Below are 26,791 nucleotides of genomic sequence, written 5' to 3' on the forward strand. Positions count from 1 at the left end.
GAATCTCTCCTGCGGCGTATTTTTTAAAAATTCTTGGCGAGCCGTTTACGGCTTGCGTTCACTCTAGCTGGACGCTGTCACAGCGCCATCGGAACACGGCTTTGTAAGCCAGTTCCGAGGGGAAGCCAATTAAAATCAACCTTCCCATTTGAAAAGAGGCTGCGCGCGTGAGCGGGCAGCCTCTTTCGGGCGACAGTTGAAAACTGTCTTATTGCTTGGCGGCAGCCAGCTGGGCAGCAACTTCTTCAGCGAAGTTGTCGACCGGCTTCTCGATGCCTTCGCCTACTTTGTAGTAAGTGAAGGAAACGATTTCGGCACCGGCTTTCTTGGCCAGTTCGCCAACCTTGACTTCAGGGTTCTTGACGAACGCCTGCTCAACCAGGCTCGCTTCAGCCAGGAACTTGCTGATACGGCCTTTGATCATGTTTTCAACGATGTTTTCTGGCTTGCCGGCGATCTTGTCGGCGTTCAGGCTCAGGAACACAGCTTTTTCGCGCTCGATTGCTTCTTCGGAAACTTCCGAAGGCAGCAGGAACTCAGGGTTGCTTGCAGCAACGTGCATAGCGATGTCTTTGGCCAGCTCAACGTCGCCGCCCTTCAGAACAACAGCTACACCGATCTTGTTGCCGTGCAGGTAACCACCAACAACATCACCTTCAACGCGAGTCAGGCGACGGATGTTGACGTTTTCGCCAACCTTGCCGACCAGTACCAGGCGATCCGCTTCTTGAGCTTCGATCAGAGGCTCAACGGTGGTCAGCTTCTCGTCGAATGCTTTCTTGACGCTGGCAGCAACGAATGCCTTGAAGTCGTCTTGCAGGGCAAGGAAGTCGGTCTGCGAGTTCACTTCCAGCAGAACGGCGGCTTTACCGTCTTCAACCAGAGCGATAGCGCCTTCAGCAGCGACGTTGCCGGCTTTCTTGGCAGCCTTGATGGCGCCGGAAGCACGCATGTCGTCGATGGCTTTTTCGATGTCGCCGCCGGCCTTGGTCAAGGCCTTTTTGCAATCCATCATGCCTTCGCCGGTACGCTCACGCAGTTCTTTGACCAACGCTGCAGTAATCTCTGCCATTTCAAAATCCTCTTGGATAGGTTTTCAACCATTCCACCCGATCAAACGGGCGATCAATTCTTCCCGAATTACCCTTGTAGGCCGCTGCACGTTACAGATGATGTAGCTGCGCTGCCGACAAATGGTTTTCGAGGTGGCAAAAAGGGGGCCAAGCCCCCTTTTTGCTTACTGAGTCAACGCCAGGGCGCTAATTACTCAGCGGCAGCTACCGGAGCTTCTTCAACGAACTGCTCGGTACCACCAGCAACGTGGTTGCGACCACGGATTACAGCGTCAGCCATCGAACCCATGTACAGCTGGATAGCGCGGATTGCGTCATCGTTGCCTGGGATGATGTAGTCAACGCCTTCCGGGCTGCTGTTGGTATCGACTACGCCGATAACCGGGATGCCCAGCTTGTTGGCTTCGGTGATCGCGATGCGCTCGTGATCAACGTCGATAACGAACAGTGCGTCAGGCAGACCGCCCATGTCCTTGATACCACCCAGGGAACGATCGAGCTTTTCCAGGTCACGGGAGCGCATCAGCGCTTCTTTCTTGGTCAGCTTGGCGAAAGTACCGTCTTCGGCTTGTACTTCAAGGTCACGCAGACGCTTGATGGAAGCACGGATGGTTTTGAAGTTGGTCAGCATGCCGCCCAACCAGCGGTGATCGACGTACGGCGAACCGCAACGTGCTGCTTCTTCAGCAACGATCTTGCCAGCCGAACGCTTGGTGCCGACGAACAGAATCTTGTTTTTGCCCTGGGCCAGGCGCTCTACGAAAGTCAGCGCTTCGTTGAACATTGGCAGGGTTTTTTCAAGGTTGATAATGTGGATCTTGTTACGCGCGCCGAAAATGTATTTACCCATTTTCGGGTTCCAGTAACGGGTCTGGTGACCGAAGTGCACACCGGCCTTCAGCATATCGCGCATGTTGACTTGGGACATGATAGTTCCTTAATAAGTCGGGTTTGGCCTCCACGTATCCCAATGACCAACCAGCGGCATCAAGGCCTCCGGCACCCAGGTCATCGTGTCGACACGTGTGTGGATTTAAGCTTTGCGGGGTATCCCCGGAAAGCGGCGCATTTTATACCACAGCATCGACAAAAACGGAACACGCAATCACATTTGGTGCCGGACGCTTTCGTGTAACCCCTTGAATAGAGCCGAGATAGCCCTACCTTATAGAGAGAAGCGATCATCAGAGGCTCATGATTTGACGCCATCGTCTGTTAGAATCGCGTTTTTTGTGGCTTGTGCGAATTCTGTAACCTTTTGTCGCACGCCCGTAAACCGTATTGATTTCAGCGCGTCGCGCTAGAGAGAGCCTGTATGACCGTTAGCTTGAAAACCGCCGAAGACATCGCTGGCATGCGCATCGCCGGCAAACTGGCTGCCGACGTGCTGGAAATGATCGCCGAACACGTCAAGCCCGGCGTCACTACCGAAACCCTCAACCAGATCTGCCATGACTATATTGTCAACGTGCAGGGCGCCATTCCTGCGCCGCTGAACTACAAGGGCTTCCCCAAGTCGATCTGCACTTCGGTCAACCACGTGGTCTGCCACGGGATTCCGGGTGACAAGCCGTTGAAGGACGGCGACACCCTGAACATCGACGTCACCGTGATCAAGGACCGCTACTTCGGCGATACCAGCCGCATGTTCCACGTCGGCAACGTGCCGGTCTGGGCCGAGCGCCTGTCCCAGGTGACCCAGGAATGCATGTACAAGGCCATCGAAATCGTCAAGCCTGGCTGCCGCCTCGGCGACATCGGTGAAGTGATCCAGAAGCACGCCGAAAAGAACGGCTTTTCGGTGGTGCGCGAATTCTGCGGCCACGGCATCGGCACCGTCTTCCACGAAGAGCCGCAGATCCTGCATTACGGCCGTGCCGGCACCGGCATGGAACTGAAGGCCGGCATGACTTTCACCATTGAGCCGATGATCAACCAGGGCAAGGCCGATACCAAAGTGCTGGGCGACGGCTGGACCGCGATCACCAAGGATCGCAAGCTATCGGCCCAGTGGGAGCACACCCTGCTGGTCACCGAAACCGGCTACGAGATCTTCACGCTGCGTGCGGACGACACGATCCCCCGCGTTTCTGCGTAAGGATCACCCAGGTTTTCCCCCACTGTGTTGTGACTGACTGTTAGATAGAAAGGAAAGCCGATCGATGCCCCAGGTGGATCCCGAACTCTTCGACCGTGGCCAGTTCCAGGCCGAACTGGCCCTGAAGGCGAGCCCTATCGCCGCGTTCAAGAAAGCTATCCGCCAGGCCCGCGAGGTGCTCGACGAGCGCTTTCGCAGCGGTCGGGACATTCGCCGGCTGATCGAGGACCGCGCCTGGTTTGTCGATAACATCCTGCAAAAGGCCTGGGAACAGTTCAGTTGGAGCGAAGACGCCGACATCGCCCTGGTGGCGGTCGGCGGCTACGGGCGTGGCGAATTGCACCCCTACTCCGACATCGACCTGCTTATCCTGCTGGACAGCGCCGACCATGAGATCTTTCGCGATTCCATCGAGCGATTTCTGACCCTGTTGTGGGACATCGGCCTGGAAGTCGGCCAAAGCGTGCGTTCGGTAGACGAATGCGCCGAAGAGGCCCGCGCCGACCTCACCGTGATCACCAACCTGATGGAAAGCCGCACCATCGCTGGCCCAGAGCGCTTGCGCCAACGCATGCTCGACGTCACCAGCACCGCGCACATGTGGCCAAGCAAGGACTTCTTCCTGGCCAAGCGTGCCGAGCAAAAGGCCCGGCACCACAAGTACAACGACACCGAATACAACCTGGAACCCAACGTCAAAGGCTCGCCGGGCGGGCTGCGGGATATCCAGACGATTTTGTGGGTGGCTCGTCGCCAATACGGCACCCTGAACCTGCGCGCCCTGGCGGGCGAAGGCTTCCTGGTCGAGAGCGAAAACGCTCTGCTGGCCTCGTCCCAGGAATTCCTCTGGAAGGTACGCTACGCCCTGCACATGCTCGCCGGGCGCTCCGAAGACCGGCTGTTGTTCGACCACCAGCGCTCCATCGCCACCCTGCTGGGTTTTGAAGGCGAGGACGCGAAGACCAGCATCGAAAGCTTCATGCAGCAGTATTACCGGGTCGTCATGAGCATTGCCCAGCTCAGCGACCTGATCATCCAGCACTTCGAAGAAGTGATCCTGGCCCCCGAGGATGAAGCGCCGCCGCAGCCGATCAACTCGCGCTTCCAGCTGCATGATGGCTACATCGAGGCGCGCAACGACAATGTGTTCCGTCGCACGCCGTTCGCCATGCTGGAAATCTTCGTGCTGATGGCCCAGCAGCCGGAAATCAAGGGCGTGCGCGCCGACACCATCCGCCTGCTGCGAGAAAACCGTCACCTGATCGACGACGATTTTCGTAACGACATCCGCAACACCAGCCTGTTTATCGAGCTGTTCAAGTGCAAGATCGGTATTCACCGCAACCTGCGGCGCATGAACCGCTACGGCATTCTCGGGCGTTACTTGCCGGAGTTCGGCTTTATTGTCGGGCAGATGCAGCACGACCTGTTCCACATCTATACCGTGGATGCCCACACCCTGAACCTGATCAAGCATCTGCGTAAGCTGCAGTACACCCAGGTGTCGGAGAAATTCCCGCTGGCCAGCAAGTTGATGGCCAAGTTGCCCAAGCCCGAGCTGATTTACCTGGCCGGTCTGTACCACGACATCGGCAAGGGTCGGCATGGTGACCATTCCGAGATCGGCGCAGTGGATGCCGAGGCCTTCTGCCAGCGCCACCAGCTGCCCCTCTGGGACAGCCGGCTGATCGTCTGGCTGGTGCAGAACCACTTGGTGATGTCGACCACTGCCCAGCGCAAGGACTTGTCCGACCCGCAGGTGATCCACGACTTTGCGCAGATCGTCGGCGATGAAACCCGCCTCGATTACCTGTACGTGCTGACCGTCTCCGACATCAACGCCACCAACCCGACGCTGTGGAACTCCTGGCGTGCCAGCCTGCTGCGCCAGCTCTACACCGAGACCAAGCGTGCGTTGCGTCGTGGCCTGGAAAACCCGGTGGACCGCGAAGAGCAGATCCGCCGCACCCAGAGCGCCGCTCTGGACATCCTGGTGCGCGGCGGCAACGACCCGGACGATGTCGAGCAACTGTGGTCGCAACTGGGCGACGATTATTTCCTGCGCCACACCGCCGGCGACGTGGCCTGGCACAGTGACGCGATCCTGCAACAGCCTGCCGATGGCGGCCCGCTGGTGCTGATAAAGGAAACCACCCAGCGCGAATTCGAAGGCGGCACGCAGATCTTCATCTACGCCCCCGACCAGCACGATTTCTTCGCCGTGACCGTGGCCGCCATGGACCAGCTCAACCTGAACATCCATGACGCCCGGGTCATCACCTCCAGCAGCCAGTTCACCCTCGACACCTATATTGTGCTCGACACCGACGGCGACTCGATCGGCGACAACCCGGTGCGGGTGAAAAAGATCCGCGAAGGCCTGACCGAGGCCCTGCGCAACCCTGACGACTACCCGACCATCATCCAGCGCCGGGTACCGCGCCAACTCAAACACTTTGCGTTTGCGCCACAGGTGACCATTTCCAATGACGCCCAGCGCCCGGTGACGGTGCTGGAACTCAGCGCTCCGGATCGTCCGGGCCTGCTGGCACGCATCGGCGGGATTTTCCTGGAGTTCGACCTGTCGTTGCAGAACGCCAAGATTGCGACCCTCGGCGAGCGCGTGGAAGACGTGTTCTTTATTACCGATGCCGACAACCAGCCGCTGTCCGACCCGGAACTGTGCCTGCGCCTGCAGGAAGCCATCGTCCAACAACTAAGCGTCACCCAGGAACCCGGCGTCGAGCTGACACGCCTGACCATATGAATTTTTAACTTTGTAAACACGCCCTTTGTAGGAGCCGGCTTGCCGGCGATGCGAACACCTTGGTGTATCAGGTACACCGACGCGATGCCATCGCTGGCAAGCCAGCTCCTACACGGCCTGTGTACACCCCGTCATAGAGGCTTACATGAACAACGCCCTGAACCAACTGCAGCCCTACCCGTTCGAGAAATTGCGCGCCTTGCTGGGCAGCGTCACGCCAAACCCGGACAAGCGCCCGATTGCACTGTCCATCGGCGAACCCAAGCACACATCGCCCGCGTTCGTGGCTGAAGCGCTGAGCAATAACCTCGACCAGATGGCGGTGTACCCGACCACGTTGGGCATTCCAGCCCTACGCGAGGCCATCGGCGCCTGGTGCGAGCGCCGCTTCAACGTGCCCAAGGGCTGGCTCGACCCGGCGCGCAATATCCTGCCGGTGAACGGCACCCGTGAAGCGCTGTTCGCCTTCACCCAGACCGTGGTCAATCGCGGTGATGACGCGCTGGTAGTCAGCCCGAACCCGTTCTACCAGATCTACGAGGGCGCAGCGTTCCTGGCCGGGGCCAAGCCACACTACCTGCCATGCCTGGACGCCAATGGCTTCAACCCGGATTTCGACGCGGTGTCGCCGGACATCTGGAAACGCTGCCAGATCCTGTTCCTGTGCTCCCCCGGCAACCCGACCGGCGCATTGATCCCGGTCGACACCCTGAAAAAACTCATCGCCCTGGCCGACGAATACGACTTCGTCATCGCCGCCGACGAGTGCTACAGCGAACTCTACTTCGATGAACAAACCCCGCCACCCGGCCTACTCAGCGCCTGCGTCGAACTGGGTCGCCAGGACTTCAAGCGTTGCGTGGTGTTCCACAGCCTGTCCAAGCGCTCCAACCTGCCGGGCCTGCGTTCCGGGTTCGTGGCCGGCGACGCCGAGATCCTCAAGGCCTTCCTGCTGTACCGCACCTACCACGGCTGCGCGATGCCGGTGCAAACCCAGCTGGCCAGTATCGCGGCCTGGCAGGATGAAGCCCACGTGCAGGCCAACCGTGACCTGTACCGTGAGAAATTCGATGCGGTGCTGGCGGTCCTCAAGCCGGTGCTGGATGTGCAGAGCCCGGATGGCGGCTTCTATCTGTGGCCGAATGTGAACGGCGACGATGCCGCGTTCTGCCGCGATCTGTTCGTGGAAGAACACGTAACCGTGGTGCCAGGTTCCTACCTGTCCCGTGAAGTGGACGGCACCAACCCCGGCGCCGGACGCGTGCGTATGGCGCTGGTCGCGCCGCTGGCGGAATGTGTCGAGGCAGCCGAACGGATCAAGGCATTCATCACCCGTCGACGCTAATCAACGAGGCCCGTTTGCACGCTGTAGCACACGGGCCTTCGCGCTGAAATATCCGCAAGCGGTTACAGTGGAACGTTCCTGCAGTTTGGGTGAATAAGGAGTGACCTTCGTCCTTATTCACTGCAGGAAAAAACGATGATCATTGCAAACAGCTCTCCTTTTCTTCATTCCCCCCTTCCCAACGAAGAAGCACCAGGCGCCAGTCGCTCAAGAACGCGACGTAACGTTGGAGAACCCGGCACGTATTGGCCACAGAACAGCACGATTAAAATCGCGCTGTACGGCTACGACATGAATGGGCCTTGGGTACAGGCCGTGAAGAACGCCGCCAACCAATGGCTGCCGCATATCAATCTCAAGTTCGAGTTTGTATCGGGAGAGGAAGGCGATGTGCGGATTTCGTACCGCCCACTGAGTCAACCTGCCGGCTCTGATTTGGGTACGAACGCGAGGGATACTCTTCCCGGGGAGCCGACTATGCATCTACCTGCTGACCCTACGGACCCAGACTTCGAAAAGACCGTAATTCATGAGTTCGGGCATATGCTGGGCGCTCACCACGCCCATCAGCACCCGGATTCCAACATTCCATGGAACGTCCCCCACACTTACGCCTATTACGGCCGGCAAGGCCTGAGTGAAGACAGTGTGCGCAGCAATATCCTCCCCCTCCCGCGTAGCGACGCCTACTCGCTCCTTCCTTACGATGGGGATTCGATCATGCACTACCACATCGGCCCGGAGGTGACGGACGGGTCTTGGGCGCAATCGGAATCTCATTCGCTCAGCGAGGGAGATAAAGCCTGGGCAAGCAATGCTTACCCTAGGACAGGGCTGGCAGAGTAATCATTCATTTGACATGCCCCAAATTCGCCTCACTCATATCCAGATCCGCCAACACCTCCCGCAACACGTCATCACCAATCTGGTGATGACGGCTCAGGCTATACAACTCCAATCGCTGCGCCCTTAGCGCCTTCAGTCGTAGCTTGCGCTCAAGCAGGTCCATCTGCTGCGCCAACGCCTGGGCTTCAGCAGAATCGTTGAACACTTCCAACTGATGGCGATATTCCGACATCAGGCGGGCCTTGAGTTCGGTAGCGAGTGCGGCCTGAGCGGCGTCCTGGGTTTCGGCTTCAGCGGGCTCCTCCGCTTCAAGGGCGTGGATTGCCGCGACGGCAGTCTTCTTCCAGGCTTCACGCACTTCCTTGTGGCGTTTTTCATCGGGACTTTTTTCGATGCCACGCAACAACAGCGGCAAAGCGATACACGCTGCAATCAGCGACAGCAAAATCACCCCGGCAGCAATGAAGATCAGCAGGTCGCGTTCGGGAAAGTCCTGGCCCGGCGCCAGCAGCAAAGGCACCGACATCACACCGGCCAAGGTCACCGCCCCGCGCACACCGCCAACGGTCAACAGCCAGCAGGAACGGGCGGTCGGCACCAGCGTCAGCTCGCTTTTGCCGCGAATCCTGCGTAACAGGCCGGACAGCCGCCAGATGCTCTGCACCCAGATAAAACGCAGCACCACCAAAACCAGAAAGATCGCAATCACATCCAGGCAGCGATAAAACAGCGCCGGCCACAGCGTCGGCTCATGGCTGACCACCGCCTTGATGATGTCCGGCAGTTGCAGGCCCAGCAGCAAGAAGATCAGACCGTTGAAGGCAAATTCCAACAGCGACCACACGCTGCGGTTAAGCAAGCGCGTGCTGGTCTGGCGCGGCAGTAGGTCGAGCCAGCTTTGCATCATGCCAGCCGCCACCGCCGACAAAATGCCCGAGGCGCCCAAGCGCTCGGCCAGCACATAGGCGGCAAACGGCAGCAACAACATGAACACCACGTGGGTCGCTGGATCATCCCAGCCGCGGGCAATCATCCAGGCGCGCAAACGGCCGACCAACCAGCTCAGGGCCACGCCGACCGCCAGGCCACCCACGGCCACCAGGACAAAGGTCAGGCTCGCGTCCGCCAGGGAAAACACCCCCGTCAACGCCGCCGCCAGGGCGAACTTGAACGTTACCAGGCCCGAAGCATCGTTCATCAAGGCTTCGCCCTGGAGCATATGCATCAGCGGTGTGGGGAGACGGTTTTGGGCAATGGCCGACACCGCCACAGCATCCGTCGGCGACAACACGGCCGCCAGAGCGAAGGCCACCGGCAACGGTATCGTAGGCAAGATCCAATGGATGAAGTAGCCCGCACCGACCACTGTGAACAGCACCAGCCCCACCGCCAGCGTCAGGATCGGCCCACGCAGCCGCCACAACTCACGCTTGGGCATGCGCCAACCATCGGAGAACAACAATGGCGGCAGGAACAGAAACAGGAACAGCTCCGGGTCCAGCGCCACATGCAGTCCCAGCGTGGGCCAGGCCAGCAAGGCGCCAGCGGCGATCTGCACCAGGGGTAACGGTAACGGGATGACGCGCCCGACAAGGCGTGAAACGCTGACCAGCATCAGCAGGATAAGAACGGTGTAGGCGGTTTGCATAAAGCGGGGTTCCCGGACAATCGACTTGCAACGACACACATCAGGCAACAACTCACCGTTGAAGTGCCATATTACCCGGCTATGTTACCGCCCATGCTGCCGGCCGGCATTGGCACATAAGTCGCACGCCAGCATGACGAGGGGCACCGGCCCGCTGGTCGTGGCATAATCCATGACCTTTAATTTTCACTTGGTCCAAAGGGGGGCAATTCCTTGACCGCTTCAAGCAAAACGTTGCACCTTTTCGGCATCAAAGCCTGCGACACCATGAAAAAGGCGCGCACCTGGCTCGATGAGCACGGCGTCAGCTATGAGTTCCACGACTACAAAACGGCCGGTATCGACCGCGAACACTTGACCCAATGGTGCAACGAGCACGGTTGGCAGGTGGTTTTGAACCGTGCGGGCACCACCTTTCGCAAACTCGAAGACGAACGCAAAGCCGATCTCGATCAGTCGAAAGCCATTGAATTGATGCTCGCACAACCTTCGATGATCAAGCGCCCAGTGCTCGATCTCGGTGACAGAACCCTGATTGGCTTCAAGCCAGATAGTTATTCGGCGGCCCTCAAGTAGGCCAGCCTTTTCCATTTTTGTAGAGGTAACAGCATGTCCAATTCCCTGTTCAGCCTGGGCTTCGGCGTCGGCACTCAGAACCGCCAAGGTGCTTGGCTGGAAGTGTTTTACGCACAACCGTTGCTCAACCCATCGGCTGAAATTGTCGCCGCCATCGCACCGATCCTCGGTTACACCGAAGGCAACCAGGCGATCACGTTCACCGTCACCCAGGCCCTGCAACTGGCTGACGCGCTCAAAGGTGTCGACGCCGCCCAAGCCGCGCTGCTGAGCCGCCTGGCTGAAAGCCACACCCCGCTGGTCGCCACCCTGTTGGCCGAAGACGCCGCGCTGACCTCCACCCCCGAGGCCTACCTCAAGCTGCACCTGCTGTCCCATCGCCTGGTCAAGCCACACGGCCTGAGCCTGGCCGGTGTGTTCCCGCAGTTGCCGAACGTGGCCTGGACAAGCCAGGGCGCGATCGACATCAACGAACTGGCCGAGCGCCAGCTCGAAGCGCGCCTGCGTGGCGAGTTGCTGGAAGTGTTCTCGGTGGACAAGTTCCCGAAAATGACCGACTACGTTGTGCCGAGCGGTGTGCGTATTGCTGACGCCGCGCGTATCCGCCTGGGTGCCTACGTGGGCGAAGGCACTACCGTGATGCACGAAGGTTTCGTCAACTTCAACGCCGGCACTGAAGGCCCGGGCATGATCGAAGGCCGTGTATCGGCTGGCGTCTTCGTCGGCAAGGGTTCGGACCTGGGCGGCGGTTGCTCCACCATGGGCACCCTGTCGGGCGGCGGCAACATCGTGATCAAGGTCGGCGAAGGCTGCCTGATCGGCGCCAACGCCGGTATCGGTATCCCGCTGGGCGACCGCAACACCGTCGAATCGGGCCTGTATGTCACCGCTGGCACCAAGGTCGCACTGCTGGACGAGCAAAACCAACTGGTCAAAGTGGTCAAGGCCCGTGAACTGGCTGGCCAGCCGGACCTGCTGTTCCGCCGCAACTCCGAGACCGGTGCCGTGGAGTGCAAAACCCACAAATCGGCCATCGAACTGAACGAAGCGCTGCACGCTCACAACTAAGCAGCCACTCGATGCCACTAGCGGGCCCCGACCTTGGGGCTCGCTTATACGAGTCTTGAACACCATGCTAGTGCCCTCCCCCTGGCGCGCCGATTTCCCAGCCATCGCCACCCTGCAACGGCAAGACCAGACCTACCTGGACAACGCCGCCACCACGCAAAAGCCCCAGGCCCTGTTGGATGCCATCAGCCATTACTACGCCAACGGCGCAGCCAATGTGCACCGTGCCCAGCATTTGCCAGGTGCCCATGCGACCCAGGCGTTCGAAGACAGTCGCAGCAAGGTCGCGCAGTGGTTGAACGCAGGCGACAGTGGGCAGATCGTGTTCACCCACGGCGCGACTTCTGCGCTGAACCTCCTGGCCTATGGCCTTGAGCACTTATTCAATGCGGGCGATGAGATTGTCATCAGCGCCCTGGAACACCACGCCAACCTGCTGCCCTGGCAGCAACTGGCCAAACGTCGCGCCGCCACGCTGGTGGTGTTGCCGCTGGACGATGACGGCGTGATCGACCTGCCCGCCGCAGCCGAGCTGATCGGCCCACGCACGCGCCTGCTGGCGGTGAGCCAGCTGTCCAACGTGCTTGGCGCCTGGCAGCCGCTGGAGGCTTTGTTGGCGCTCGCCCGGCCACACGGCGCCTTGACCGTGGTCGACGGCGCCCAAGGCATCGTCCACGGCCGCCACGATGTGCAGGCGCTGGGCTGCGATTTCTATGTGTTTTCCAGCCACAAGCTGTATGGCCCGGATGGCGTTGGCGTGCTGTTTGGTCGCAATGAAGCCCTGCACCACCTGCGCCACTGGCAGTTTGGCGGCGAGATGGTGCAGCAGGCCGACTACCACAGCGCCAGCTTTCGCCCGGCACCGCTGGGTTTCGAGGCCGGTACACCGCCGATTGCCAGCGTGATTGGCCTGGGTGCCAGCCTGGATTACCTGAGTTCGCTGGACCCACAGGCCGTCGTCGCCCACGAAGCGGCGCTGCATGACTATTTGTTGCGCGGGCTCAACGCGCGCAATGGCGTGCGCGTACTCGGTTCACCGCAGGTCGCGCTGGTGAGTTTTGTCGTAGAGGGCGTGCATAACGCCGACCTTGCGCACTTGCTCACCGAGCAAGGCATTGCCGTGCGCGCCGGCCATCACTGCGCGATGCCCCTGCTCAAGGCGATGCACCTGTCGGGAGCCATTCGCGTGTCCCTGGCGCTGTATAACGATTCCGATGACCTGGAACGCTTCTTCGAAGCGCTGGACCAGGCCTTGGATATGCTGCGATGAGCTTGCCGGTAGAGGCCGTTGCCGCACTTGAAGCATTCCAGGCCGTCGGCAGTTGGGAGCAGCGCGCGCGGATGCTGATGCAATGGGGCGAGCGGCTGCCGCCAATGGCGGATGAGGACAAGGTCGACGCCAATCTGGTGCAGGGCTGTGAAAGCCTGGTGTGGCTGGTGGGGCGTTTGGAGGATGGCCACTGGCAGTTTGTTGCGAGCAGCGATGCACGGATGATTCGTGGGTTGGTGGCGTTGCTGCTGGCGCGGGTCAATGGGTTGTCGGCGGCAGAGTTGCAGGCGGTGGACTTGCCTGACTGGTTTGCACAGTTGGGGCTTTCCCGGCAGCTCTCCCCATCGCGCAGCAATGGCCTGAATGCTGTGCTGCAGCGTATGCGGGCATTAAGCCTTGCACAAAACTAAATGTGGGAGCGGGTTTGCTCGCGAAAGCGCAGTGTCAGTAGATACATCATTGACTGAACCACCGCATTCGCGAGCAAGCCCGCTTCCACATTTGGATCTATGTTCAGCAGTGAGATCTAGGCGGGTTTGATCCGCTCGGATGGCCTGCGCACCCCGGCCACAATCTTGTCCACCGCCTTGGTCGCCGCGACCATGCCAAAGGTGGCCGTCACCATCATCACCGCACCAAACCCGCCCGCGCAGTCCAGCTTCACGCCATCCCCGACAAAACTCTTCTGCAAACAAATGCTGCCGTCCGGCTTGGGATAGCGCAGTTGTTCGGTGGAAAACACGCACGGCACGCTGTAGTGGCGGGTCACGGTGCGTGAGAAACCGTAGTCGCGACGCAAAGTGGAGCGCACTTTCGACGCCAACGGGTCATTGAAGGTGCGGTTCAAGTCGCAGACCTGGATCAGCGTCGGGTCAATCTGCCCACCAGCGCCGCCGGTGGTGATGATCTGGATCTTGCGGCGCTTGCACCAGGCAATCAGCGCGGCCTTGGCGTTCACCGCGTCGATGCAGTCAATCACGCAGTCGATGTCGGGCGTGATGTACTCGGCCATGGTGTCGCGGGTCACGAAGTCGGCCACCGCATGCACGCTGCAATCCGGGTTGATACCACGCAGGCGCTCGGCCATCACCTCGACCTTGGGCTTGCCCACGGTGCTGTCCAGCGCGTGCAACTGGCGGTTGCTGTTGCTGACGCACACGTCGTCCAGGTCAAACAGCGAAATCTCGCCCACCCCGCACCGGGCCATGGCTTCCGCCGCCCACGAACCTACGCCGCCGACGCCGACGATCGCCACATGGGCCGCTTTCAAGCGTTCCAGGCCTTCAATGCCATACAAGCGGGCGACGCCTGCAAACCGCGGATCTTCTGTACTCATGACCATTACCCCAAAAACCGGCGCGCATTATGGACTACGCAGCGACAAGTTCGAAGCGACAAGCTACAAGTAAAGAACTTAGATGGCCTTTCGCTGACTAATGTCCGGTTTTTCTCTGCTTGCTGTACGGTCAGGGAAAGGCCGGTGTAGGATGCGCGCCGTTCGGCGCAGGCCGACACCTCTTTTCGTTCCACACCCTTTGGAACCCGAAATAGCCATGGCATCGCGTAAATTTGGACTCAACCTGGTGATCGTGCTGGCAATCGCCGCGCTGTTCACCGGTTTCTGGGCGCTGATCAACCGCCCCGTCACCACTCCCAACTGGCCTGAACAGATCTCCGGTTTTTCCTACTCGCCGTTCCAGCAAGGCCAGTACCCACAGAAAGACCAGTACCCGACCGACGACCAGATGCGTCGCGACCTCGAGATCATGAGCAAGCTGACGGACAACATCCGTACTTACTCGGTCGATGGCACCCTGGGTGACATCCCCAAGTTGGCCGAAGAATTCGGCCTGCGCGTGACCCTCGGGATCTGGATCAGCCCCGATCTTGAGCGCAACGAGCGGGAAATCCAGCGCGCCATCGAAATCGCCAACAGCTCGCGCAGTGTGGTGCGGGTGGTGGTCGGCAACGAAGCCCTGTTCCGTGAAGAAATCACCCCAGAAGCCCTGATCGTGCTGCTCGACCGGGTGCGCGCTGCCGTCAAGGTGCCGGTGACGACGTCCGAGCAGTGGCACATCTGGGAAAAGAACCCGCAACTGGCCAAGCACGTCGACCTGATCGCCGCGCACATCCTGCCGTTCTGGGAATACATTCCCATGGACAAGGCCGGCCAGTACGTCCTCGACCGCGCCCGCGACCTGAAGAAAATGTTCCCGAAAAAGCCGCTGCTGCTGTCGGAGGTTGGCTGGCCTAGCAACGGGCGCATGCGCGGTGGCAATGAAACGTCCCCTGCCGACCAGGCGATCTACCTGCGCACGCTGGTGAACAAGCTGAATCGCCAGGGCTTCAACTACTTCGTGATCGAGGCGTTCGATCAGCCGTGGAAAGTCAGCGACGAAGGCTCGGCCGGCGCGTACTGGGGCGTGTACAACGCCGCGCGCCAGCAGAAATTCAACTTTGACGGGCCGGTGGTGGCAATTCCACAGTGGCGCGTGCTGGCCATCGGTTCGGTGGTGCTCGCGCTGCTGTCCCTGACGCTGCTGATGATCGACGGCTCGGCCCTGCGCCAGCGTGGCCGCACCTTCCTGACCTTTATCGCGTTCCTGTGCGGTTCGGTGCTGGTGTGGATCGGCTACGACTACAGCCAGCAATACAGCACCTGGTTCAGCGTAACCGTCGGTATCCTGCTGGCCCTCGGCGCCCTGGGCGTGTTTATCGTGCTGCTCACCGAAGCCCATGAACTGGCGGAAGCGGTATGGACCCACAAGCGCCGGCGTGAATTCCTGCCGGTAGTGGGGGATTCGGACTACCGCCCAAAAGTGTCGATCCACGTGCCCTGCTACAACGAGCCGCCGGAGATGGTCAAACAGACCCTCGATGCCCTGGCCGCCCTGGATTACCCGGACTACGAAGTCCTGATCATCGACAACAACACCAAGGACCCGGCGGTGTGGGAGCCGGTGCGCGACTACTGCGAAACCCTCGGTCCGCGCTTCAAGTTCTTCCACGTCGCGCCCCTGGCCGGTTTCAAGGGTGGTGCGCTGAACTACCTGATCCCGCACACCGCCAAGGACGCCGAAGTGATCGCCGTGATTGACTCGGATTACTGCGTGTCGCCGAACTGGCTCAAGCACATGGTCCCGCACTTCGCCGACCCGAAAATCGCCGTGGTGCAATCGCCGCAGGATTACCGCGACCAGAACGAAAGCACCTTCAAGAAGCTCTGCTACGCGGAATACAAGGGCTTCTTCCATATCGGCATGGTCACCCGCAACGACCGTGACGCGATCATCCAGCACGGCACCATGACCATGACCCGCCGCTCGGTGCTTGAAGAACTGGGCTGGGCCGACTGGTGCATCTGCGAAGACGCCGAACTGGGCCTACGCGTGTTCGAGAAAGGTCTGTCGGCGGCGTATTACCACGACAGCTACGGCAAGGGCCTGATGCCGGACACCTTTATCGACTTCAAGAAACAGCGTTTCCGCTGGGCCTACGGGGCGATCCAGATCATCAAGCGCCACACCGCCAGCCTGCTGCGCGGCAAGGACACCGAGCTGACCCGTGGCCAGCGCTACCACTTCCTCGCAGGCTGGCTGCCGTGGGTGGCGGATGGCATGAACATCTTCTTCACCGTGGGCGCCCTGTTGTGGTCGGCGGCGATGATCATCGTGCCGACGCGGGTCGACCCGCCGTTGCTGATTTTCGCGATCCCGCCGTTGGCGCTGTTCGTGTTCAAGGTGGGCAAGATCATCTTCCTCTACCGCCGTGCGGTGGGTGTGAACCTCAAGGACGCGTTCTGCGCAGCCTTGGCGGGTCTGGCGTTGTCCCACACCATCGCCAAGGCGGTGCTGTATGGCTTCTTCACCACCAGCATTCCGTTCTTTCGTACACCGAAAAACGCGGATAACCACGGCTTCTGGGTGGCGATTTCCGAAGCCCGCGAAGAAATGTTCATCATGCTGCTGCTGTGGGGCGCGGCACTGGGGATCTACCTGGTGCAGGGCTTGCCGAGCAATGACATCCGCTTCTGGGTGGTGATGCTGCTGGTGCAGTCGCTGCCGTATGTGGCGGCACTGATCATGGCGTTCCTGTCTTCGCTGCCGAAACCTGCAGCGGCGCCGGAACCCGCGCCAGCGGCGTAAAAACTTGCGCAATACACTAAACGGCGGCCTCTGGCCGCCGTTTTGCTATAAGATAACGGCCGTTTTGTTGGATCAGGCAAGCGCCGATTGCCTGATGTGGGAGCGGGCTTGCTCGCTCCCACATTAGAATTTCGCCATTTCAAGTTCTGTATTCCACATTCGCCCTGCGCCCATTACACGCTTCCCGGAGTTCCCCCATGACGGCCCACGCCGACCTTTCGCCGACCCTTCAACTTGCCATCGACCTGATCCGTCGGCCCTCAGTGACGCCGGTCGACGCCGATTGCCAGAAGCTGATGATGCAGCGCCTGGGCGACGCCGGTTTTGCGCTTGAGCCGATGCGCATTGAAGACGTGGACAACTTCTGGGCCACTCACGGCAAGCACGACGGCCCGGTGCTGTGCTTTGCCGGCCACACCGACGTGGTGCCGACCGGCCCGGTGCAAGCCTGGCAGAACGACCCGTTCGACGCGTTGATCGATGAAAACGGCATGCTCTGCGGCCGTGGCGCGGCGGACATGAAAGGCAGCCTGGCGGCGATGCTGGTGGCGTCGGAGCGTTTTGTCAGCGACTACCCGGACCACAAGGGTTCGGTCGCTTTCCTGATCACCAGCGATGAGGAAGGCCCGGCGCACCATGGCACCAAGGCCGTGATCGAACGCCTGGCCGCACGCAAGGAGCGCCTGGACTGGTGCATCGTCGGTGAACCATCCAGCACCACGCTGGTGGGCGATGTGGTCAAGAACGGCCGTCGCGGCTCCCTCGGTGCCACCCTGACCGTACGCGGTGTACAGGGTCACGTGGCCTACCCGCACCTGGCGAAGAACCCGATCCACCTGGCCGCACCGGCCTTGGCCGAATTGGCCGCCGAGCATTGGGATGACGGCAACACGTTCTTCCCGCCGACCAGCTTCCAGATCTCCAACCTCAACTCCGGCACCGGCGCGACCAACGTGATCCCGGGCGACCTGACGGCAGTCTTCAACTTCCGCTTCTCCACCGAATCCACCGTCGAAGGCTTGCAACAGCGGGTCGCCGAGATCCTCGACAAGCATGGTCTGGACTGGCACGTGGACTGGGCCCTGTCAGGCCTGCCGTTCCTCACCGAACCCGGCGCGTTGCTGGATGCGGTGTCGGCGAGCATCAAGGCGATCACCGGGCGTGAGACCAAGGCGTCCACCAGCGGTGGCACGTCGGATGGGCGTTTCATCGCCACGCTGGGCACCCAGGTGGTCGAACTCGGCCCGGTCAACGCGACGATCCACCAGGTCAACGAGCGCATCCTGGCCAGCGACCTCGATGTATTGACCGAAATCTACTACCAGACCCTGATCAAGTTGCTCGCCTGATGCTGGCCTGCCCCATTTGCAGCGCCCCGCTGAACGCGGTGGACAATGGCGTGGCGTGCCCGGCCGGGCACCGTTTCGACCGCGCGCGCCAGGGTTACCTGAACCTGTTGCCGGTGCAGCACAAGAACAGCCGCGACCCGGGCGATAACCTCGCCATGGTCGAGGCCCGTCGTGACTTCCTCAACGCCGGGCACTACGCCCCGGTGGCCAAGCGCCTGGCGGAACTTGCCGCAGAGCGCGCGCCGCAGCGCTGGGTGGATATCGGTTGTGGCGAGGGTTACTACACCGCGCAAATCGCCGACGCCCTGCCCCACGCCGATGGCTACGCCCTGGATATCTCCAAGGAAGCCGTCAAGCGCGCGTGCAAGCGCAACCCGGCGCTGACCTGGTTGATTGCCAGCATGGCCCGCGTGCCATTAGCGTCAGGCAGTTGCCAGTTTCTTGCCAGCGTGTTCAGCCCTTTGGACTGGGAAGAGGCCAAGCGTCTGCTCAGCCCCGGCGGCGGCCTGATGAAGGTTGGCCCGACCAGCGGCCACCTGATGGAGCTGCGTGAGCGCCTGTACGACGAAGTGCGCGAGTACACCGACGACAAGCACCTGGCCCTGGTGCCGGAGGGCATGAGCCTGGCGCACAGCGAGACGCTGGAATTCACCCTAAGCCTGGCTGAGCCCCAGGACCGGGCGAATTTGCTGGCGATGACACCCCACGGCTGGCGCGCCAGTGCCGAGCGCCGTGCCGAAGTCATCGAGGCCGCCGAGCCGCTGCAGGTCACGGTGTCGATGCGCTACGATTATTTCGTGCTTCAATAACCGACTTTTAAGCATCCGCGAATGGATTTTCGAATCCCGCAACGAGGAACATCCATGCGCCAACCTGATATCGAGATTTACCTGAAGGACGCCGACGTCGACTACAAGGCCATCGCCGCCTGGCTGGGTGCCGCTCTGGGTCCTTGCACCGACTGGGTCCAGAAAGGCCAGACCTACAAATGCAAGGCCGGCAACGTGCCCGTGACCTGGCTACCCAAAGCCGTGGGCAAATGGAACAGCCTGTACCTGGAAAGCGACCAGACGCCGTGGGACGACGACATCGCCTGCGCCCGCGCCGCGTTTGCCGCGCTGAACGTCGAAGTGCGTTGCGCGCCGGGGACTTGGGTTGAGGAAGAAGGTGAAGAAAGCGCTGATACCTGGATTCGCATCAGTGAAGACGGTGAAGAGCAGATCACTTGGAAAACCGCCTGATTAAAAGCTGCAAACACAATAAATGTGGGAGCTGGCTTGCCTGCGATGCAGACACCTCGGTCTATCAGTAAGACCACAGTGATGCTATCGCAGGCAAGCCAGCTCCCACAGTTGATTGGGTTTCCAAATCAAGATAGATCCGGCGTTAAAGCCCCACCACATCCTCCGCCTGCAACCCCTTCTCGCCCGTCACCACGGCGTATTCCACCTGCTGGCCCTCGGCCAGGGAGCGGTGGCCCTCACCGCGAATGGCGCGGTAGTGTACAAACACATCCTTGCCGTCTTCGCGCTGGATAAAGCCATAACCCTTTGCATCGTTGAACCACTTCACATTGCCGGTTTCACGCGTTGCCATCTGTCTTACTCCCACATGCATTTTTATTGTTGAGTCGGTCGCATTGAACTGCCGAGTATAAGACAGGCTCAAAAACGATCAACTCAAGTTTACATCGCTGCTTTTTTGCCGATTTTCGGCGAATACGGCACACTACCCGCCCGAGCGCCTGCTCGGTTTTTTCCACTTGAAGCAGCACGCCTATGACCCGCTCCCCGTTCCGCCGTCTAGTGTTTGGCACCTTGCGCCGACTGTTGTACCTCTGGGTTCGCTCGGAGACGATCAACCAGTCGTCCCTAACCCTCAACCTGGACCGCAGCCGGCCGGTGTTCTACGTCCTGCAATCGCCCTCCCTCACCGAATTGGCCGTGGTCGATGCCGAGTGCACCAAGGCTGGCCTGCCGCGCCCGGTGCTGCCGGTCTCGGTCGGCCCGTTGATGGAACCGGCGGCGTTCTTCTACCTCACGCCGGAACCGGACTGGCTCGGCCGCCAGGACAAGCGCGGCGCGCCGCCCACACTGACCCGCCTGGTCGACACCCTCAGCGAACACGCCGAAGAGAATGCACAAATCATTCCGGTCAGCGTGTTCTGGGGCCAGTCGCCCGAAAGCGAGTCCAGCCCGTGGAAGCTGTTGTTTGCCGACAGCTGGGCCGTCACCGGGCGTCTGCGCCGCTTGTTGAGCATCCTGATATTGGGTCGCAAGACCCGTGTGCAATTCTCTGCGCCTATCAACCTGCGTGAATTGATCGAGCACAATAAAGGGCACGAACGCACTGTGCGCATGGCCCAGCGCATCCTGCGTGTGCACTTTCGTAACCTGAAGACGGCGGTGATCGGCCCCGACCTGTCCCACCGCCGTAACCTGGTGAAGGGCCTGGTCAACATGCCATTGGTGCGCCAGGCCATCATCGACGAAGCCGAGCGCGAAAAAATCAGCCCGGAAAAAGCCAAGGCCCAGGCCCTGCGCTACGGCAACGAGATCGCCTCGGACTACACCTACACTGCGATCCGCTTCCTGGAAGTGGTGCTGAGCTGGTTCTGGAACAAGATCTACGACGGCATCAAGGTCAATAACATCGAAGGTGTGCAAAAGGTTGCCCAGGGTTACGAGGTAATCTATGTGCCGTGCCACCGCAGCCATATCGACTACCTGCTGCTGTCCTACCTGCTGTTCAAGAACGGCCTGACCCCGCCGCACATCGCCGCCGGGATCAACCTGAACATGCCAGTGATCGGCAGCCTGCTGCGCCGTGGCGGTGCGTTTTTCATGCGCCGCACCTTCAAGGGCAATCCGCTGTACACCTCGGTGTTCAACGAATACCTGCACACCTTGTTCACCAAGGGCTTCCCGGTGGAGTACTTCGTCGAAGGCGGACGCTCGCGCACCGGGCGCATGCTGCAGCCAAAGACCGGCATGTTGGCGATTACCCTGCGCAGCTTCCTGCGCTCCTCGCGCATGCCCATCGTGTTTGTGCCGGTGTACATCGGTTATGAGCGCGTGCTCGAAGGCCGCACCTACCTTGGCGAGCTGCGTGGCGCAAGCAAGAAAAAAGAATCGATCTTCGATATTTTCAAAGTGGTTGGCGCGCTCAAGCAGCGCTTTGGCCAGGTCGCGGTCAACTTTGGCGAGCCGATCAAGCTGGCCGAATTCCTCGACAGTGAACAGCCGGATTGGCGCTCCCAGGAACTGGGCCCCAACTACAAGCCGGCCTGGCTCAACGAGACCACCAACCGCCTCGGCGAACAGGTGGCGCGCCACTTGAACGAAGCCGCGGCGGTCAACCCGGTAAACCTCGTGGCCCTGGCATTGCTGTCCACCACCCGCCTGGCCCTGGACGAACAAGCCATGGCGCGCCAGTTGGACCTGTACCTGGCGTTGCTGCGCCGGGTGCCCTACTCACCGCACACCACCTTGCCCGAAGGCGATGGCCTGGCGCTGATCAAGCATGTGAAGGACATGGACTTGCTGTCGGAGCAGAGCGATGCCCTGGGTAAGATTCTGTACCTGGACGAGCAGAACGCCGTCCTGATGACGTACTACCGCAACAACGTGCTGCATATCTTTGCCCTGCCGGCGCTGCTGGCGAGCTTCTTCCAGAGCAGCTCCCGGATGAGCCGTGAGCAGATCCTGCGCTACAGCCACGCGCTGTACCCGTACCTGCAATCGGAGCTGTTCATTCGTTGGTCGCTGGAAGAACTCGACACGGTAATCGACCAATGGCTGGAGGCCTTTGTCGAACAGGGCCTGCTGCGTTTCGAAAACAATGTCTACCTGCGTCCGGCGCCGAGTTCGCGGCACTTTGTGCTGTTGACCTTGCTGTCCAAGAGCATTGCCCAGACCCTGCAACGCTTCTATATGGCCATCTCACTGCTGCTCAACAGTGGCCAGAACAGCATCAGTGCCGAAGAACTGGAAGACCTGTGCACGATCATGGCCCAGCGCCTGTCGATCCTGCATGGGCTCAACGCCCCGGAGTTCTTTGACAAGAGCCTTTTCCGACATTTCATCCAGACCTTGCTGGAGCAAGATGTACTGCGCCGCGACGAGGCTGGCAAGTTGAGCTACCACGACCTGCTCGGCGAACTGGCCGAGGGCGCGGCCAAGCGCGTGCTGCCGGCGGAGATTCGCCTGTCGATCCGCCAGGTCGCCCTGCACCGTGTCGATGGCGCGGCCGAAGCACCTGTCGAACCTGAAGAAAGCCGCTAGATTTAAGAAGGCGCCGGTTGGATGCCGGCGCCGCTGAAAAGGAGCTGTACCATGAAAAAGATCATCCTCCTGGGCCTCACCGCCCTGCTCGGAGCCTGCCAGTCCATGAGCCCCACACCCAAGGCCAGCCTCGATGGCGAAGTGTTCTACCTGCAACGCATCGCCCTGCCGCCGGCCGCGACCCTGAGTGTCAGCCTGCAAGACGTTTCCCTGGCGGATGCACCGGCTGTGACCCTCGCCGAGCAGAAAGGCCCGATCAAGGGCCAGGTGCCGCTGCCCTTTCACCTGAGCTACGACCCGGCGCACGTCAAACCCGGCCACAGTTACTCGGTGAGCGCTCGCATCGAACTGGATGGCAAGCTACTGTTTATCACCACCGAACGGCACTCCGTGCAGCTCAATGGCCAGGACCCGCAACCGCTGCGCCTGCGCGTTGATGCAGTGGCCCACTGATAGCCACCAGAACATAAGCCCTACCAAAAGGAAGCGCCCATGCTCCGTAACTCCCTTCGTTTGACTGCCCTGTGTGCCGGCCTGTTGCTCGGTGCCAACGCCATGGCCCTGGACTTGAGCAGCCTGTCCCAGGGTGACGCCAGCGGCGGCCTCAAGGACGCCCTGACCCAAGGCGCGCAGATCGCCGTGAAGCAACTGGGCGTACCCGGTGGTTTCAGCAACAACCCGGAAGTGAAGATCGGCCTGCCAGGCAAGTTGGGCAAAGTCGCCGACAAACTGAAAATGTTCGGCATGGGCGACCAGGTCACCCAGCTGGAAACCAGCATGAACAAGGCTGCCGAAACCGCCGTGACCCAGGCCCAGCCGATCCTGGTCAACGCCGTGAAGAACATGAGCGTCACGGACGCCAAGGGCATCCTCAGCGGCGGCCAGGATTCCGCCACCCAATACTTGAACAAAAGCAGTCGCGAACAGATTCGCGCCAAGTTCCTGCCAATCGTCAAGGCCGCTACCGACAAGGTCGGCGTGGCCCAGCAGTACAACGCTTTGGCCGGCAAGGCCGCAGCCTTCGGCGCGGTGGACGCCAAGAGCGCCAACGTCGAGAACTACGTGACTGAACAGGCGCTGGACGGCTTGTTCAAGATGATTGCCAAGCAGGAAGAAACCATCCGCGAGAACCCGGCGGCAGCTGCCACCAGCCTGGCGAAGAAGGTATTCGGAGCGCTGTAACCCTCGCATCACCGTTGAACCACTGCGCCAAGGCCGCCTGTACGGGGCCTTGGCGCAATGCTGTCAGGCTTACACCACTTCTTTCCTGACTCTGAACCATGCCGCGTACAACGCCGGCAGGAACAACAGCGTCAGCGCGGTTGCCACAATCAACCCGCCCATGATCGCCACGGCCATCGGCCCGAAGAACACACTGCGAGACAGCGGGATCATTGCCAACACCGCCGCCAGAGCCGTCAGCACAATCGGGCGGAAGCGTCGCACGGTGGCTTCGATAATCGCCTGCCACGGTGCCAGGCCCGCCTTGATGTCTTGTTCGATCTGGTCCACCAGGATCACCGAGTTACGCATGATCATCCCGGACAGGGCGATGGTTCCGAGCATGGCCACGAAGCCGAAAGGCTGACGGAAGACCAGCAGGAACAGTGTTACACCAATCAGCCCCAGCGGGGCGGTCAGAAACACCATGGCGGTGCGCGAGAAGCTGCGCAGCTGCAGCATCAGCAAGGTCAGCACCACCACGATGAACAGCGGCACACCGGCTTTTACCGAGTTCTGGCCACGGGCAGAGTCCTCGACCGTACCGCCGACGTCCAGCAGGTAGCCATCCGGCAGCTCGGCACGCACACCTTCAAGGCTCGGCAGGATCTGCTGGACCAGCGTCGCCGGTTGCTCCTTGCCATAGATATCCGCACGCACCGTCACCGTCGGCAGACGATTGCGGTGCCAGATGATGCCTTCTTCGAAGCCATATTCGAGGGTGGCGATCTGCGACAGCGCCACGCTCTTGCCATTGTCGGTCGGCACCGCCAGGCTTGGCAGCAGAGACAGTTCGGTGCGCTCATGCACGGTGCCGCGCAGGAGGATTTCGATCAACTCGTTGTCCTCCCGGTACTGGCTGACGCTGGAACCGGTCAATGAACTCTGCAGGAATTTCGACAGATTGGCCGTGCTCACGCCGAGGGCTCGGGCACGGTCCTGGTCAATGTTGAGGTAGACGATCTTGCTCGGCTCCTCCCAGTCCAGGTGCACGTTGACCACATGGGTATTCTCGCGAACCTTGGCCGCCACTTTGCGCGCGAGGGCGCGGACTTCTTCGATGTGTTCACCGGTCACCCGGAACTGCACCGGGTAGCCCACGGGTGGGCCGTTTTCCAGGCGGGTCACCCGTGAACGCAGATCGGGAAATTGCTCGTTGAGGGTTTCGATCAGCCAGGTGCGCAGGCTTTCGCGCTCCTCGATGGTTTTAGCCAGCACCACAAACTGGGCGAAGCTGGCGGCTGGCAGTTGCTGATCCAGCGGCAGGTAGAAACGCGGCGAACCAGTCCCCACGTAGGCCACGTAGTTATCGATGCCGGCGTGGTTCTTGAGCAGGGTTTCCAGGCGTTTGACCTGGTCGGCGGTATTGCTCAGGGAGGCGCCTTCGGCAAGTTTGAGGTCAACCATCAGTTCCAGGCGACCGGACGCCGGGAAGAACTGTTGTGGCACGAAACGGAACAGCGCCACCGAGCCGATAAACAGCAGCAGGGTGAGGACGATTACCGTCTTGCGCCGCCGCACGCACCACTCCACCAAACGTCTGACGCGCTGATAGAAGGGTGTGCCGTAGGGATCCGGGCCATCGGTGCCGTGCTTGGCTGCATGAATCTTCGCCAGGTCTGGCAGGAGTTTTTCCCCCAGGTAGGGCACAAACACCACGGCGGCGACCCACGAGGCCAGCAACGCGATGGTCACCACCTGGAAGATCGAGCGCGTGTATTCGCCGGTGCTCGACTGCGCCGTAGCGATAGGCAGGAAACCCGCGGCGGTGATCAATGTGCCGGTGAGCATCGGGAACGCAGTGCTGGTCCAGGCAAAGCTGGCGGCTTTGAGCCGGTCGTAGCCCTGCTCCATTTTGATCGCCATCATCTCCACGGCGATGATCGCGTCATCCACCAGCAAACCGAGCGCCAGCACCAGCGCGCCCAGGGAAATCTTGTGCAAGCCGATGCCGAGGTAGTACATGGTGGCAAACGTCATTGCCAGTACCAACGGAATCGCCAGGGCCACCACCATGCCGGTGCGCACGCCCAGAGAGAAGAAACTCACCAGCAACACGATGGCCAGCGCTTCGGCCAGTACCTGCACGAATTCGCCGACGCTGGTCTTCACCGCCGCCGGTTGGTCCGACACCTTGCGCAGCTCCATGCCGGCCGGCAGGTTCTTCTGCAGGCGTGCGAATTCGCCTTCCAGGGCTTTGCCCAAGACCAGGATGTCGCCACCGTCACGCATGGCGACGGCCAGGCCGATCGCGTCTTCGCCCATGTAGCGCATGCGCGGTGCCGGTGGGTCGTTGAAGCCACGGTGGATATCAGCCACATCACCGATGCGGAAGGTGCGATCACCCACACGGATAGGGAAGTTACGGATCTCTTCCACCGTCTTGAAGTTGCCCGACACCCGCAGTTGCACGCGCTCGCTCGGGGTTTCAAAGAAGCCTGCGGTGGAGACCGCGTTCTGTTCCTGCAAGGCTTGCTGCACCGCCGCCAATGGCAGGCCGAGGGTGGCCAGCTTGAGGTTGGACAGCTCGATCCAGATCTTTTCATCCTGCAGGCCAAGCAACTCGACCTTGCCCACATCCGCGACGCGCTGCAGTTGAATCTGGATGCGATCGGCGTAGTCCTTGAGCACCGCGTAGTCGAAACCGTCGCCGGTCAGTGCGTAGATGTTGCCGAAGGTGGTGCCGAATTCATCGTTGAAAAACGGTCCCTGGATATCCGGCGGCAAGGTCTGGCGAATGTCGCTGATCTTCTTGCGCACTTGGTACCAGAGCTCGGGAATCTGCGCCGAGTGCATGGCATCACGGGCCATGAAGGTGACCTGGGACTCACCGGGGCGCGAGAAGGAGACTATGCGTTCGTACTCACCGGTCTCCATGAGTTTTTTCTCGATGCGCTCGGTGACTTGCCGCGAGACTTCCTGGGCCGTGGCGCCGGGCCAGTTGGTCTTGATCACCATGGCCTTGAAGGTGAACGGCGGGTCTTCGCTCTGCCCCAGCTTGGAGTAGGACAATGTGCCGACAACCGCCAGCAGGATCATCAGGAACAGTACGATCTGGCGATTGCGCAACGCCCATTCGGAAAGATTGAAACCCATCGGGGA

At 60.8% G+C, this 26,791-nt stretch carries 21 protein-coding genes; 15 read left to right on the forward strand and 6 right to left on the reverse strand.

Annotated features, from left to right (window positions below):
* Positions 1-208: 208 nt before the first annotated feature.
* Positions 209-1,072, reverse strand: a complete 864-nt coding sequence (tsf, locus tag AC0IYN_RS04015) for a translation elongation factor Ts (RefSeq protein ID WP_028619201.1) — start codon at positions 1,070-1,072, stop codon at positions 209-211.
* 191 nt (positions 1,073-1,263) lie between these two features.
* Positions 1,264-2,001, reverse strand: a complete 738-nt coding sequence (gene rpsB / locus AC0IYN_RS04020; RefSeq protein ID WP_003189158.1) for a 30S ribosomal protein S2 — start codon at positions 1,999-2,001, stop codon at positions 1,264-1,266.
* A gap of 387 nt (positions 2,002-2,388) precedes the next feature.
* Here rpsB and map point away from each other — a divergent pair, with 387 nt between their 5' ends.
* The 4 genes from map (at position 2,389) to AC0IYN_RS04040 (ending at position 8,129) form a co-directional block, all read left to right on the forward strand.
* A complete protein-coding gene (gene map, locus AC0IYN_RS04025) occupies positions 2,389-3,171 on the forward strand; it encodes a type I methionyl aminopeptidase (RefSeq protein WP_016975842.1) in 783 nt (260 codons plus the stop codon).
* 64 nt (positions 3,172-3,235) lie between these two features.
* Complete coding sequence (locus AC0IYN_RS04030; RefSeq protein WP_406598354.1) at positions 3,236-5,938, forward strand: [protein-PII] uridylyltransferase; 2,703 nt, start codon at positions 3,236-3,238, stop codon at positions 5,936-5,938.
* Positions 5,939-6,083: 145 nt separating this feature from the next.
* Positions 6,084-7,283: a succinyldiaminopimelate transaminase gene (gene dapC / locus AC0IYN_RS04035; protein ID WP_471840606.1), complete on the forward strand. Its 1,200-nt coding sequence runs from the start codon at positions 6,084-6,086 to the stop codon at positions 7,281-7,283.
* A gap of 135 nt (positions 7,284-7,418) precedes the next feature.
* On the forward strand, positions 7,419-8,129 hold the full coding sequence (locus tag AC0IYN_RS04040; protein WP_406598356.1) for a zinc metalloprotease: 711 nt from the start codon (positions 7,419-7,421) through the stop codon (positions 8,127-8,129).
* A gap of 4 nt (positions 8,130-8,133) precedes the next feature.
* Here AC0IYN_RS04040 and AC0IYN_RS04045 read toward each other — a convergent pair whose 3' ends face one another.
* Positions 8,134-9,777 carry a Na+/H+ antiporter gene (locus tag AC0IYN_RS04045; protein ID WP_406598357.1) on the reverse strand — a complete coding sequence of 548 codons (1,644 nt, stop codon included), beginning with the start codon at positions 9,775-9,777 and terminating at the stop codon, positions 8,134-8,136.
* A 267-nt stretch (positions 9,778-10,044) separates the two neighbouring features.
* Here AC0IYN_RS04045 and AC0IYN_RS04050 point away from each other — a divergent pair, with 267 nt between their 5' ends.
* The 4 genes from AC0IYN_RS04050 (at position 10,045) to AC0IYN_RS04065 (ending at position 13,101) form a co-directional block, all read left to right on the forward strand.
* Positions 10,045-10,353, forward strand: a complete 309-nt coding sequence (locus tag AC0IYN_RS04050) for an arsenate reductase (protein ID WP_229999207.1) — start codon at positions 10,045-10,047, stop codon at positions 10,351-10,353.
* Between the two features lie 33 nt (positions 10,354-10,386).
* The gene (gene dapD, locus AC0IYN_RS04055) at positions 10,387-11,421 is read left to right on the forward strand and encodes a 2,3,4,5-tetrahydropyridine-2,6-dicarboxylate N-succinyltransferase (RefSeq protein WP_406598358.1); all 1,035 of its coding nucleotides are present in this window, start codon (positions 10,387-10,389) and stop codon (positions 11,419-11,421) included.
* Positions 11,422-11,485: 64 nt separating this feature from the next.
* Positions 11,486-12,691 carry an aminotransferase class V-fold PLP-dependent enzyme gene (locus AC0IYN_RS04060; protein ID WP_406598359.1) on the forward strand — a complete coding sequence of 402 codons (1,206 nt, stop codon included), beginning with the start codon at positions 11,486-11,488 and terminating at the stop codon, positions 12,689-12,691.
* Positions 12,688-13,101, forward strand: coding sequence for a SufE family protein (locus tag AC0IYN_RS04065; protein WP_406598360.1), 414 nt, complete (start codon positions 12,688-12,690; stop codon positions 13,099-13,101). Before AC0IYN_RS04060 ends, AC0IYN_RS04065 begins: the two co-directional genes overlap by 4 nt.
* A 116-nt stretch (positions 13,102-13,217) precedes the next feature.
* Here the strand turns inward: AC0IYN_RS04065 and tcdA are convergent, their stop codons facing one another.
* Positions 13,218-14,027 carry a tRNA cyclic N6-threonylcarbamoyladenosine(37) synthase TcdA gene (gene tcdA, locus AC0IYN_RS04070; protein ID WP_457239437.1) on the reverse strand — a complete coding sequence of 270 codons (810 nt, stop codon included), beginning with the start codon at positions 14,025-14,027 and terminating at the stop codon, positions 13,218-13,220.
* A 217-nt stretch (positions 14,028-14,244) separates the two neighbouring features.
* On the opposite strand from tcdA, the gene AC0IYN_RS04075 reads away from it, so the two are divergent.
* The 4 genes from AC0IYN_RS04075 to AC0IYN_RS04090 all read left to right on the forward strand — a co-directional run bounded on the left by AC0IYN_RS04075 (position 14,245) and on the right by AC0IYN_RS04090 (position 19,426).
* Positions 14,245-16,836 carry a glycosyltransferase gene (locus AC0IYN_RS04075; protein ID WP_406598362.1) on the forward strand — a complete coding sequence of 864 codons (2,592 nt, stop codon included), beginning with the start codon at positions 14,245-14,247 and terminating at the stop codon, positions 16,834-16,836.
* Positions 16,837-17,033: 197 nt separating this feature from the next.
* Complete coding sequence (dapE, locus tag AC0IYN_RS04080) at positions 17,034-18,185, forward strand: succinyl-diaminopimelate desuccinylase (protein WP_078047194.1); 1,152 nt, start codon at positions 17,034-17,036, stop codon at positions 18,183-18,185.
* Complete coding sequence (locus AC0IYN_RS04085; RefSeq protein ID WP_471840610.1) at positions 18,185-18,994, forward strand: putative RNA methyltransferase; 810 nt, start codon at positions 18,185-18,187, stop codon at positions 18,992-18,994. Before dapE ends, AC0IYN_RS04085 begins: the two co-directional genes overlap by 1 nt.
* A gap of 54 nt (positions 18,995-19,048) precedes the next feature.
* The gene (locus AC0IYN_RS04090; RefSeq protein WP_012722582.1) at positions 19,049-19,426 is read left to right on the forward strand and encodes a hypothetical protein; all 378 of its coding nucleotides are present in this window, start codon (positions 19,049-19,051) and stop codon (positions 19,424-19,426) included.
* Positions 19,427-19,571: 145 nt separating this feature from the next.
* Here AC0IYN_RS04090 and AC0IYN_RS04095 read toward each other — a convergent pair whose 3' ends face one another.
* Complete coding sequence (locus AC0IYN_RS04095; protein ID WP_003219353.1) at positions 19,572-19,781, reverse strand: cold-shock protein; 210 nt, start codon at positions 19,779-19,781, stop codon at positions 19,572-19,574.
* Positions 19,782-19,963: 182 nt separating this feature from the next.
* Here AC0IYN_RS04095 and plsB point away from each other — a divergent pair, with 182 nt between their 5' ends.
* From plsB to AC0IYN_RS04110, 3 genes are read left to right on the forward strand one after another with little or no spacing between them, the layout of a single operon-like run.
* On the forward strand, positions 19,964-22,468 hold the full coding sequence (gene plsB, locus AC0IYN_RS04100) for a glycerol-3-phosphate 1-O-acyltransferase PlsB (protein ID WP_457240137.1): 2,505 nt from the start codon (positions 19,964-19,966) through the stop codon (positions 22,466-22,468).
* A gap of 51 nt (positions 22,469-22,519) precedes the next feature.
* Positions 22,520-22,921 (forward strand): YbaY family lipoprotein, encoded by a 402-nt coding sequence (locus AC0IYN_RS04105; protein ID WP_471840612.1) that lies wholly within the window; start codon positions 22,520-22,522, stop codon positions 22,919-22,921.
* 39 nt (positions 22,922-22,960) lie between these two features.
* Positions 22,961-23,650 (forward strand): DUF4197 domain-containing protein, encoded by a 690-nt coding sequence (locus AC0IYN_RS04110; protein ID WP_071496953.1) that lies wholly within the window; start codon positions 22,961-22,963, stop codon positions 23,648-23,650.
* Positions 23,651-23,719: 69 nt separating this feature from the next.
* On the opposite strand, the gene AC0IYN_RS04115 is transcribed toward AC0IYN_RS04110, so the two are convergent.
* Complete coding sequence (locus AC0IYN_RS04115; protein WP_406598366.1) at positions 23,720-26,785, reverse strand: efflux RND transporter permease subunit; 3,066 nt, start codon at positions 26,783-26,785, stop codon at positions 23,720-23,722.
* Positions 26,786-26,791: the final 6 nt, after the last annotated feature.

The organism is Pseudomonas sp. AC112, from assembly GCF_979253545.1.